Annotated in this window: 10 protein-coding genes; 7 read left to right on the forward strand and 3 right to left on the reverse strand. The window is 71.0% G+C overall.

Going from position 1 to position 11,223, the window contains the following annotated elements; genetic code table 11:
- Positions 1 to 118: 118 nt before the first annotated feature.
- The 3 genes from H1W00_RS03110 to H1W00_RS03120 all read left to right on the forward strand — a co-directional run bounded on the left by H1W00_RS03110 (position 119) and on the right by H1W00_RS03120 (position 5,553).
- A complete protein-coding gene (locus H1W00_RS03110; RefSeq protein WP_241732810.1) occupies positions 119 to 1,705 on the forward strand; it encodes an ABC transporter substrate-binding protein in 1,587 nt (528 codons plus the stop codon).
- 75 nt (positions 1,706 to 1,780) lie between these two features.
- Positions 1,781 to 2,863: an ABC transporter permease gene (locus H1W00_RS03115; RefSeq protein WP_338072810.1), complete on the forward strand. Its 1,083-nt coding sequence runs from the start codon at positions 1,781 to 1,783 to the stop codon at positions 2,861 to 2,863.
- Positions 2,863 to 5,553, forward strand: coding sequence for an ABC transporter ATP-binding protein/permease (locus H1W00_RS03120; RefSeq protein ID WP_241732811.1), 2,691 nt, complete (start codon positions 2,863 to 2,865; stop codon positions 5,551 to 5,553). Before H1W00_RS03115 ends, H1W00_RS03120 begins: the two co-directional genes overlap by 1 nt.
- Before the next feature lie 17 nt (positions 5,554 to 5,570).
- Here H1W00_RS03120 and H1W00_RS03125 read toward each other — a convergent pair whose 3' ends face one another.
- Both H1W00_RS03125 and H1W00_RS03130 read right to left on the reverse strand, forming a co-directional pair.
- On the reverse strand, positions 5,571 to 6,194 hold the full coding sequence (locus tag H1W00_RS03125) for a response regulator (RefSeq protein WP_338072811.1): 624 nt from the start codon (positions 6,192 to 6,194) through the stop codon (positions 5,571 to 5,573).
- A 9-nt stretch (positions 6,195 to 6,203) separates the two neighbouring features.
- The gene (locus tag H1W00_RS03130; protein ID WP_181753516.1) at positions 6,204 to 7,352 is read right to left on the reverse strand and encodes a GAF domain-containing protein; all 1,149 of its coding nucleotides are present in this window, start codon (positions 7,350 to 7,352) and stop codon (positions 6,204 to 6,206) included.
- 113 nt (positions 7,353 to 7,465) lie between these two features.
- On the opposite strand from H1W00_RS03130, the gene H1W00_RS03135 reads away from it, so the two are divergent.
- The 4 genes from H1W00_RS03135 (at position 7,466) to H1W00_RS03150 (ending at position 10,442) form a co-directional block, all read left to right on the forward strand.
- Positions 7,466 to 7,948, forward strand: coding sequence for a universal stress protein (locus tag H1W00_RS03135; protein ID WP_181753518.1), 483 nt, complete (start codon positions 7,466 to 7,468; stop codon positions 7,946 to 7,948).
- 145 nt (positions 7,949 to 8,093) lie between these two features.
- Positions 8,094 to 8,951 carry an oxygenase MpaB family protein gene (locus H1W00_RS03140; protein WP_181753520.1) on the forward strand — a complete coding sequence of 286 codons (858 nt, stop codon included), beginning with the start codon at positions 8,094 to 8,096 and terminating at the stop codon, positions 8,949 to 8,951.
- Positions 8,952 to 9,012: 61 nt separating this feature from the next.
- Positions 9,013 to 9,522 carry a hypothetical protein gene (locus H1W00_RS16180; RefSeq protein ID WP_194956555.1) on the forward strand — a complete coding sequence of 170 codons (510 nt, stop codon included), beginning with the start codon at positions 9,013 to 9,015 and terminating at the stop codon, positions 9,520 to 9,522.
- Positions 9,522 to 10,442 (forward strand): LLM class F420-dependent oxidoreductase, encoded by a 921-nt coding sequence (locus tag H1W00_RS03150; RefSeq protein ID WP_181753522.1) that lies wholly within the window; start codon positions 9,522 to 9,524, stop codon positions 10,440 to 10,442. The genes H1W00_RS16180 and H1W00_RS03150 overlap by 1 nt, the downstream gene beginning before the upstream one ends.
- Positions 10,443 to 10,572: 130 nt before the next feature.
- On the opposite strand, the gene H1W00_RS03155 is transcribed toward H1W00_RS03150, so the two are convergent.
- The gene (locus tag H1W00_RS03155) at positions 10,573 to 11,097 is read right to left on the reverse strand and encodes a MarR family winged helix-turn-helix transcriptional regulator (RefSeq protein WP_181753524.1); all 525 of its coding nucleotides are present in this window, start codon (positions 11,095 to 11,097) and stop codon (positions 10,573 to 10,575) included.
- Between the last annotated feature and the right edge of the window lie 126 nt (positions 11,098 to 11,223).

The raw sequence follows: 11,223 nt of genomic DNA on the forward strand, positions 1-11,223 counted from the left end.
CCGCGCGCCCCCTCCGGGCGTAACCAAAACGCAACCTCGTTGCGGATGGCCCCCGCCGCGCGACGGGAGTAGCGTCGCAGCGAGTGTCCGGATGGTGGACACCGAAGGGGAGGAACACATGAACTCGATGCGGCGACGCGTCACCACTCTGGCGACCGCGGCCCTGGCCGGATCCGTCCTGGCAGCGTGCGGGGCAGGTCAGAACAACGACGACGACAGCGACGCGAGCCTGATCGTGGGCACCACCGACAAGGTGGTCTCGATCGATCCGGCCGGCTCGTACGACAACGGCTCGATGGCGGTGCAGACGCAGGTCTTCCAGTACCTCCTCAACTTCCCCGCGGGCAGCACCGAGCTGACCCCGGACGCCGCCGAGAAGTGCGACTTCGAGGAGCCCACGGTCTACGTGTGCACCATGAAGTCCGGCCTCAAGTTCGGCAACGGCAACGAGCTGACCGCCTCCGACGTGGCCTTCTCGTTCCAGCGCATCGTCGACATCAACGACCCGAACGGCCCGGCCTCGCTGCTCGGCGCCATGAAGAAGGTCGAGGCCCGCGACGACGCGACGGTCGCGTTCACGCTCGCCGCGCCGAACGACCAGACCTTCGCGCAGGTCCTGGTGACCTCCGCCGGCCCCATCGTCGACGAGGAGACCTACCCCGCCGACAAGCTGCTCGACGACGACGCGGCGGTCGAGGCCAACGCCTTCTCCGGCCCGTACACGATCGGCGAGTACAAGAAGAACGAGCTGGCCGAGTTCAAGGTCAACCCCGACTACGACGGCACCTACGGTGAGCCGAAGTCGGACGTGACGATGCGCTACTACGCCGACTCGAACAACCTCAAGCTCGACGTGGAGAAGGGCGACATCGACGTCGCGTACCGCTCGCTGACCCCCACGGACATCGACAGCCTGAAGAAGTCCGACGACGTCACGGTCCACACCGGACCCGGAGGGGAGCTGCGCTACATCGTGTTCAACCTCAAGACGATGCCCGGCGACGACGACGCGCAGAAGCAGGCCGTCCGCCAGGCCACGGCCTACCTGGTGAACCGCGACGAGATCTCCTCGGAGGTCTACAAGGGCACCTACACGCCGGCCTATTCGGCCGTCCCCGAGGGCCAGGTCGGCGCGACCGAGGCGTTCAAGGACAAGTACGGCGACGCGCCCGACCCGGCCGCCGCGAAGAAGGTCCTCGACGACGCCGGCGTCTCGACGCCCGTCGAGCTGAACCTGCAGTGGAACCCCGACCACTACGGCGGCAGCTCCGACCAGGAGTACCAGGCCGTCAAGCGCCAGCTCGAGGAAGGCGGACTCTTCACCGTCAACCTGCAGTCGACGGAGTGGAACACCTACTCCGAGGAGCGCGTGAAGGACGCCTACCCGGCGTTCCAGCTGGGCTGGTTCCCGGACTTCCCGGACCCGGACAACTACCTCACGCCGTTCTTCGCGCCGAACAACTTCCTCCAGTCGCACTACGAGGACGACGCGATGACGAAGCTGCTCGACGAGCAGCGGGTCGACGCCGACGCCGCCTCGCGCGAGGCCAAGCTCGCCGAGGCGCAGGAGATGGTGGCCGACCAGGTGCCGATCCTGCCGCTGCTGACCGGCGCGCAGGTCGCGGTGGCCGGCAAGGACGTGAAGGGCGTGGGCGACACGCTGGACCCGTCGTTCAAGTTCCGGTTCGCGTCGCTGTCGAAGTAACGGACACCCGGGACCGGGGTCCCGGCACGCCCTGCGCGTGCCGGGGCCCCGCTTCCACGTAGGCAGGAGCACAGCGTGACCACTGACGTCCTCGTCGCCGCCGACAGCCCGTCGGCCGAACCACCCGGTCGCCGCGGCGGGCTGAGCCCGCTCGCGCGCTACCTGCTGATCAGGCTGGCGCTGATCATCCCGATGCTGTGGGTGCTGGTGACCCTGGTCTTCTTCCTGATGCGCGTGATCGGCGACCCGATCACCGCGGCGCAGGGTGGCCGCCTGACGCCTGAACAGATCGCCGAGCGCAAGGCCGAGGCGGGCCTCGACCGGCCGATCATCGTGCAGTACCTCGAGTACCTCGGCAACATCCTGCACGGCGACTTCGGCACGACGCTGACCGACAACCGTGAGGTCACCGACATCCTCATCGTCAACGGCGCCGCCACGCTGGAGCTGTCGGTCTGGGCGCTGATGGTGGCGTTCGCCATCGGCATCCCGCTGGGCCGGATCGCCGCCCGCCACCGCGACCGCTGGCGCGACGTGCTGCTGCGGCTGTTCGCGATCGTCGCCTACGCCGCACCCGTCTTCTTCGTCGGCCTGCTGCTGAAGCTGGCCGTCGCCCCGTTCGGCTGGCCGACCTCCGGCCGGGCCTCGACCGCCACCGAGCTGACGCTGGCCAAGGTCGAGCCGCAGACCAACATCATGATCATCGACGCCATCTTGTGGGGCGAGCCGGAGTACATCTGGGACGTCCTCCAGCACGCCGTGCTCCCGGCGCTCGCGCTGGGCATGCTGACCGGCGGCATCTTCCTGCGACTCGTCCGCGTGAACCTGCTGCAGACGCTGCGCGCCGACTACGTCACGGCCGCCCGCGCCCGCGGCGTCTCGGAGCGACAGGTCGAGCGCAAGCACGCCTTCCGCAACGCCCTGGTCCCGGTGGTCACGGTCATGGGCATGCAGATCGCCATCCTGCTCGGCGGCGCGGTGCTGACCGAGACGACCTTCGAGTGGAACGGGCTGGGCTACCAGCTCACGGAGTACCTGGTCCGGCGCGACTTCCTCGCCGTGCAGGGCATCGTCACCGCGATCGCCTTCATCGTGTGCATCGCGAGCTTCCTCATCGACGCCATCGTGGCGCTCGTCGACCCCCGAGTGAGGTTCTGATGCGCTACCCCGGCCAGTCCGTCGTCTCGCAGTCCCACGGCCTCCAGCGGTTCATGCTGCTGCTGGGCTTCGGGCTCATCGCGTTCTTCCTCGTCCTCGCCGTCTTCGCGCCGTGGATCGCCCCGTACGACTTCAACCAGGTGCGCGGCGACGACGGTGTCCTGTTCGGCACGCAGCAACGGCCGAGCGCCGACCACTGGTTCGGCACCAACGTGGGAGGCACTGACGTGCTCTCGCGCGTCGTCTACGGGGCCCGCACCGCGGTCGAGGTCATCATCCTGGCCGTGCTCGTCTCGAGCCTGATCGGCGTGCCGCTCGGGCTGGTCTCGGGCTACCTCGGCGGCTGGCTCGACAAGACGCTCGTGCTCGTGATGGACGCGCTCTACTCGTTCCCGTCGCTGCTGCTCGCGATCGTCGTCTCGATCGTCGTCTCCGGCGGGTCGAGCGGCGCGCTCGGCGGCATCGCCTCGGCGGCGATCTCGATCACCGTCATCTTCATCCCGCAGTACTACCGCGTGATCCGCAACGCGACGGTCTCGGTCAAGACCGAGCCGTACGTCGACGCCGCCAAGGTCGTGGGCGTGCGGACCCCGCGGATCCTGTTCCGGCACATCCTGTCCAACGTCGCGCAGACGCTCCCGGTGATCGGGACCCTGAACGCCTCCGAGGCGATCCTGACCCTGGCGGCGCTGGGCTTCCTGGGCTTCGGCATCGAGCCATCGGCCGCGGCCGAGTGGGGCTACGACCTCAACAAGGCGATGCCCGACGCCACCAACGACATCTGGTGGACCGGCCTGTACCCGGGTCTGGCGATCGTCCTGGTCGTGCTGGGCGTGACGCTGATGGGCGAGAGCCTCAACGACATCACCAACCCGCTGCTGCGCACGCGTGCGGCCGACAAGGCCGAGGGCGAGCTCGAGATCGAGCTGGCCGAGGACCTCAGCGCCGCGCCGGAGATCACGGACGCCACCGGGACTGCGCCGATCAGCGCTCCGGAATCGGTGGAGACACGGCGCACCGCGGTGCTGTCCCTGTCGGACCTCAGGGTGAGCTTCGGCACCGACGCCGGCCGCGTGGTCGCGGTGGACGGCGTGGGCTTCGACGTCGCACCCGGCGAGGTCGTCGCCGTCGTCGGCGAGTCCGGGTCGGGCAAGTCGGTCACGTCACGTGCCGTCATGGGCCTGCTCCCGAGCACGGCGACCGTGGACGGGTCCGCGGTGCTGCACACCAGCGGGGACGCCGAGCGCGAGCTGATCGGGATGACGCCGCAGGAGCTGCGGCCGATCCGAGGCGACGAGATCTCGATGGTCTTCCAGGAGCCCGGGACCGCGCTCGACCCGGTGCGCACCGTCGGCTGGCAGGTCGTCGAGGCGATCCGCGCCCACCGTCAGACCAGCAAGGCAGACGCCCGGGCCCGGGCCATCGAGCTGCTCGAGCTGGTCGGCCTCCCCGATCCCGCCAAGCGGGTGGACTACTACCCGCACCAGCTCTCCGGCGGCCAGAAGCAGCGCGTGGTGATCGCGATCGCCATCGCGTGCGAACCGGACGTGATCGTGGCGGACGAGCCGACCACCGCGCTCGACGTGACGGTGCAGGCGGCGATCCTCGAGCTGCTGCTGGACCTGCGCTCGCGGCTCGGCACGGCGATCGTGCTGATCACGCACAACATGGGCGTCGTCGCCGACATCGCCGATCGCGTGGTCGTGATGTACAAGGGACGCATCGTCGAGCAGGCGCCCGTCGACCGGCTCTTCGCCGCGCCCGCGCACCCGTACACGCAGGCCCTGCTGGACTCGGTGCCCCACCTCGGTCGCACGCACGTGGGCGAGGACGGCCCGACCGGCCCCGCCCCGCTCGAGGGTGCGCCCGTCGTGCTCGACCTCGAGGACATCGTGGTGGAGTTCCCGGGTGGCTGGGGCGAGACGGCCTTCCGCGCCGTCGACCACGTCAGCCTGCAGGTGCACCGTGGTGAGGTGCTGGGCCTGGTGGGCGAGTCCGGCTCGGGCAAGTCCACGCTGGGTCGTGTCGCCGTGGGGCTGCAGCAGCCGACGTCGGGCACGGTCCGCGTGGGCGGCGAGACGATCTCCGGCCTCAGCGACAAGGAGCTGCGCCCGTACCGCAGCCGGTTCGGCTTCGTGTTCCAGGACCCGGCGGCCTCGCTCAACCCGCGGATGTCGATCCTGGACTGCATCGCGGAGCCGCTGCGGGTGCACACCGACCTCAGCGACGCCCAGGTCACCGAGAAGGTGCGGAGCCTGCTCGACTCGGTGGAGCTGCCCGGCGACTTCGCCGAGCGGTTCCCGCACGAGCTCTCCGGCGGTCAGCGCCAGCGGATCAGCCTCGCCCGGGCCTTGGCGCTCGACCCCGACCTGCTCATCGCGGACGAGCCCACCTCGGCGCTCGACGTCTCGGTGCAGGCGCGCGTGCTGGAGCTCTTCCTCGAGCTCCAGCAGCGCCTCCAGTTCGCGTGCCTGTTCATCACGCACGACCTCGCGGTGGTCGACACCCTGGCGAACCGGGTCGCGGTGATGCAGCGTGGGCGGCTGGTCGAGCTCGGCCCGCGCGACCAGGTGCTGAGGAGGCCCACCGAGGAGTACACGCGCAGCCTGATCGCAGCCGTGCCCGTGCCGGACCCGGCCGAGCAGCGCCGCCGCCGCGTCGAGCGGGGCGACCTGCTGACGGGAGCCTAGGCGCGAGGCCTCGGGCGTCAGCGGTCCCAGGCGGCGACCTGGGCGCGGCGCTCGAGGCCGAGCTTGGCCAGGACGGTGGAGACGTAGTTCTTGACGGTCTTCTCCGACAGGAAGAGCGTGGCGGCGATCTCGCGGTTGGAGCGGCCGAGCCGCAGCTCGTCGAAGACCTTGCGCTCCTGCGCGGTGAGCTCGTCGAGCGGGTCGGGGTCGGCCTGGTGGCGCAGGCGCTCGAGCACCGAGCGAGTGACAGCAGGGTCGAGCAGCGACTGACCCGCGGCGACCCGCTGGACGGCGTCGACGAGGTCGTTCCCGCGCACCTGCTTGAGGAGGAACCCCGAGGCTCCGGCCATGATCGCCTCGAAGAGCGCCTCGTCGTCCTCGTAGGACGTCAGGATGAGGACCGCCGTGCGCTCGGCCGAGAGCCGCACTCGTCGGCACAGCTCGATCCCCGAGCCGTCCGGCAACCGCGCGTCGAGCACCGCGACGTCGGGCTGGAGCCGCTCGATCGCGGTGGCGGCCTCGGCGACCGTTCCGGCCTCGCCCACCACGGTGATGACTCCCGAGTCCTCGAGGAGATCTCCGACGCCGCGCCGGACGACCTCGTGGTCGTCGAGCAGGAAGACGCGGATGGGTTCGCTCACGGGCTCAGCCTACGGAAGGGCGGCCGCGGCGTCGGCCGTTGCGAGCGGGATGCGCCAGACCACGCGGGTCCCCGTGCCTCCGGGACCGGGACCGATCCGCAACGACCCGCCGGAGCGCTGGGCCCGCTCGCTCAGGTTCGCCAGTCCGCTGGCCGGCTCGGCGTCGCCCATGCCGGCACCGTCGTCGGTCACCGTGGCCACCACCTCGTGCTCGGCCACCTCGAGGCGCAGGTGCACCGACGTGGCCCTCGCGTGCCGGATGACGTTGGCCAGCGCCTCGTTCATCACCGCGTGCACGTCGCTGCGCAGGCCGATGTCGAGCCGGCCGAGGTCACCCTCGATGTCGATGACGGGCGCGAAGCCCAGCGGCGCGGCCGTGGCCTTCAGGAGCCGCACGAGACGTGCCTCGTCGGTCGCGGCGTCGGAGCCCAGCGCGAAGATCGCCCCGCGCAGGTCGGCGATCGCCCGGTCCACGTCGTCCACGGCCTGCGAGGCCCGGCCGGCCCACGGCTCGTCGACGTTCCGCGAGATCCGGTCCAGGGACAGGCCCACGGCGAAGAGCCGCCCGATGACGAGGTCGTGGAGGTCGCGCGCGATGCGGTTGCGGTCCTCGACCACGGCCATCCGCGCGAGCTCGGCCCGTGTGCCGGCGAGCTCGTCGAACAGGCGCGCGTTCGCGATCGCCGTCCCGGCGACCGCGGCGAGACCGGTCACGAGGCGCTCGTCGTCGTCGGTGAACCCGCCCGGCTTCTCGGTCAGGTAGAGGTCGCCGAACACCTGGCCGTTGACCCGCACGGGCACGCCGAGGAACGCGCCCATGGGCGGGTGGTGCGGCGGGAAGCCGACGGAGGCGGGGTGGGAGGCGACGTCGTCGAGTCGCAGCGGCACCCCGTCGCGGAGCACGACGCCGAGGACCCCGGCACCTCGCGGCAGGTCGCCGATCCTGGCTGCGGTCTCCTCGTCGATGCCCTGGGTGAGGAACTCGGCCAGCTCGCCGTGGTCGTGCCCCAGCACCCCCAGCGCGCCGTAGCGGGCACCGGTCAGGTCGCGGGCCAGCTCGATGATGCGGGCCAGCAGGCTGTCGAGGTCGAGATCGGACGTCACCGCGACGGCGGCGTCGACGATGTTCTCCCAGCGCTTCCGGTCCTGTTCGTCCACGCGCTCACCGTACCGAGATCGCCGGGGCCGGAGGTCCCGGCAACTCGGGACCTTCGGCCCTGCTCCGCGACGCCGGACCGGAGCACGATGGAGATGTAGAGAAAGGAACCACGATGAGCACCAACACCATCGTCGTCGGAGTGGACGAAACCCCCGCAGGAGCCGCCGCCCTCACGTGGGCCGCGAAGGAGGCCGACCTCCGTGGCGCGGACCTCAAGATCGTCCACGTCTGGCAGATCGACGCGGCCGTCGCGATGGCCGGCGCCGAGGTCCCGTGGATGGCCTACGAGTCCGACGCCCGGTCGAACGCCGCGCGCTGGGTGACCGAGACGATCGGGTCCGAGGACGCCGACGGCAGGCCCCGCCGCATCGAGGTCGTGCAGGGCGCGCCCGGACCGACGCTCGTCGATGCCTCGCGCGACGCGGCCATGCTGGTCGTCGGCACGCGCGTGCACACGGGCATCAGCCGCGTGCTGTTCGGATCGGTCAGCCACTACTGCCTGACCCACGCGCAGTGCGTCGTGGTCGCGGTACCGACCACGTCCACCGCCGAGACGGTGGACGTGGCCTCGGCCGACGACCTGGTCACGCACTGAGGCGAGCCGGGCTTCCCCTCCCGGCCGCCCTTCCCGGGCCGCGCCCCTCCCCACGCGCGGTCCGCTGCCCCGCCTCGCCCCCGAAGGTCCTGGGCGGCCCGAAGTCCCGGCGGCGATCTCACGCCGCCGGGGCTACGTTGGCGCCATGATCGAACGCGTCCGTGACCAGGCCGCCTCCGCGATCTTCGCGCGCGTGGCCGGTCCCGAGGGCGAGGGTCGCCGCGAGCGCATCCACGGCACGCCGGGCGAGCGCCGGTTCACCCCCGCGGACCCCGTCTGGCGCGTCCACGGGGACGCCTCGATGTTCGTCGGCGGGATCCGTGCCCTGCTGCTTCAGTCGCTGCACCCCCTGGCGATGGCCGGCGTGGACCAGCACTCGGGGTTCCGCGGCGACCCCTGGGGACGACTGCAGCGCACCAGCGGCTTCATCGCCGAGACGACCTTCGGCACCGTCGACCACGCCGACCGGGCGATCGGGGCCGTGCGCCGGATCCACGAGCGCGTCCGGGGCACCACCGACGACGGACGCGAGTACGCGGCCTCCGACCCGCACCTGCTGCGCTGGGTGCACGTCGCGGAGATCGACTCGTTCCTGCGCGCGCACGGCCGCTACGGCGCCCGTCCCCTCGGGCCCGAGGAGCGCGACGTCTACGTCGCCCAGGCCGGAATCACCGCCCGGCTGCTCGGCGCGCGCGACGTGCCGGAGAGCACGGAGGAGCTGGCGGCTGCGCTGGCGTCCTACCGCCCTGAGCTCGAGAGCACGCCCGCCGCTCGCGAGGCCGCCCGCTTCATGCTGCTGAGCCCGCCGGTGCCGTGGACGGTGCGAGCGCCCTACGGCATGCTCGCGGCCGCGGCGGTGGGGCTGCTGCCGCGCTGGGCCCGCCGTCCGCTGCGCCTGCCCTGGCTGCCGGTCACCGAGGCGACCGCCGTCCGCGCCGGCGGCGTGGCCGTGACGCGGGCGATCGGATGGGCCATGTCGCCCGCGCCCCGCTCCACGACATGAGGATGTCGGCGAACCACGACACAATGGACGGGTCCCCACCAGAACCTAGGAGTGATCGCTCGTGAAGAAGCTCGCGCTGCTGACGGCCGCCGCCGTCGGATACGTCCTTGGAACCCGCGCCGGCCGCGGCCGCTATGAGCAGATCAAGCAGCAGGCCGAGAAGGTGTGGCACACCGATCCGGTCCAGTCCACCGCCCACAAGGCGCAGGACACCGCCAAGCAGGCCGCGTCCGACGTGGGCCACCGCGTCGCCGAGACCGCGAAGGACGTCTCCGGCGTCGTCAGCGAGAAGGCCAAGGACGTCTCGGGCACGGTCGGCGAGAAGGTGAAGACCGCCGCCGACTTCTCCAAGGACGAGGGCTCGAAGGACTCGGGCACCGGCTCCCGTACCTCCACCGCCACGGAGGCCGACGCGTCCGCCCCCGCCTACAGCACCAGCTCGGAGGGTCTGCGCGCCGACGCGGCAGCCGCCGACGCCCGGGCTCCGTTCGACATCGACGAGGCCGGCTCGGACGACCTCTCCTCCCAGCCGAACCCGCTGGGCACCGACGATCCCGACGCTCGCGCCTGATGCGACTGAGGATCTTCACCGAACCGCAGCAGGGAGCGTCGTACGACGACCTCCTCGCCGTCGCGCAGGAGTCCGAGCGGTTGGGCTTCGACGCCTTCTTCCGCTCCGACCACTACCTCGCGATGGGCGGGGAGGGCCTGCCCGGTCCAAGCGACGCCTGGATCACGCTGGCCGGCCTGGCCCGCGACACGTCCACCATCCGGCTGGGCACGCTCGTCACGAGTGCCACGTTCCGGCTGCCCGGACCGCTGGCGATCAGCGTGGCCGGGGTCGACCAGATGAGCGGTGGACGCGTGGAGTTCGGGCTCGGCGCGGGCTGGTTCGACGCCGAGCACCGGGCCTACGGGATCGGCTTCCCTGAGACGCCCGAGCGCTTCGACCGTCTCGAGGAGCAGCTGGAGATCATCACCGGCCTGTGGGCCGACACCTCCGGCGCCTACTCGTTCGAGGGCCGGCACTACACGGTCACCGACTCTCCGGCGTTGCCCAAGCCGGCGCAGGACCGGATCCCCGTGATCGTGGGCGGCAAGGGCAAGCGCCGCACCCCGGCGCTGGCGGCGCGGTTCGCCGACGAGTTCAACATCCCGTTCGAGTCGGCCGACTTCACCCGCACCCAGTTCGGGCGGGTGCGTGAGGCCTGCGAGAAGGCCGAGCGCGATCCGGCATCGCTTGCGTGGTCCAACGCGCTGGTGCTGTGCGCGGGATCGGACGAGACCGAGATCGCCCGGCGTGCCGCGGCGATCGGCCGCGAGGTCGACGAGCTGCGCGCCAACGGGCTCGCCGGCACGCCTGCCGAGATCCTCGACCGGATCGGCGAGTTCGCCGACGCCGGGTCCGAGCGCCTGTACCTGCAGGTGCTCGACCTGGCCGACCTGGACCACCTGCGGCTCGTGGCCGAGGAGATCCTTCCGCACGTCTGAGCACCGACGAACGATGAGGCATCCGACCCCGATCCGGGCTCGGATGCCTTGTCGTTTCGGCACTCGAACGCCGCGAATTACATCAGTGTGGTTTACCCACAACATTGTCCCCACCTGGGGACAACCGGGCTCAGGACGGGCCCACCTCGAGCCGGCCGCGCTCCATCTCCGACGTGAGGGACTGCAGGAAGTCGATGATCGCGGGCCTGGCTTCCACCGGCACCCTGGCCGCGATGGCCTTCATCCGCTCGTGCATGTCGGCCAGGTGCACCGACATCTCGTGGCGGGCCTGCTCGGTGGGGACCAGCACCACGGAACGACGGTCGGTGGGGTGCGGCACGCGCTCCAGGTGTCCGGAGGCGACGAGCCGGTCGACCAGGGTCGTCACGGCGGCGGTGCTGATGCCGAGGTGGTCTGCGAGCCGGCGCGGGGTCACCCCCGGGACCGCGCTGCCCTGCGGATCGGACTCCGCGATCTCCACCGCGCGAATGACGTGACGCAGCGATCGCAGGTCGGTGGGGTTGACCCGCATCGCGTCGCTGAGGCGGTTGCGCATCTCCCGATCGGCCCGGACGAGCTCGCGCACGGCCCTCAGCAGGTCGCGTTCGTCGTCGGTGTAGTCGGGTGCCACGGGGGTACGGGGAAGTGGACGCATCGGCACCCCTTCATCATAGGCACTATTTATATAAGTTGATATCTAGATTGGTTAGCAATATCGTTCGAGGTGTCACCAGGAGGTCTTGTGGAACCCGTGCTCGACCACGCAACCGGGGCAGCGGAC

The organism is Aeromicrobium phoceense (assembly GCF_013868155.1).
GTDB lineage: Bacteria > Actinomycetota > Actinomycetes > Propionibacteriales > Nocardioidaceae > Aeromicrobium > Aeromicrobium phoceense.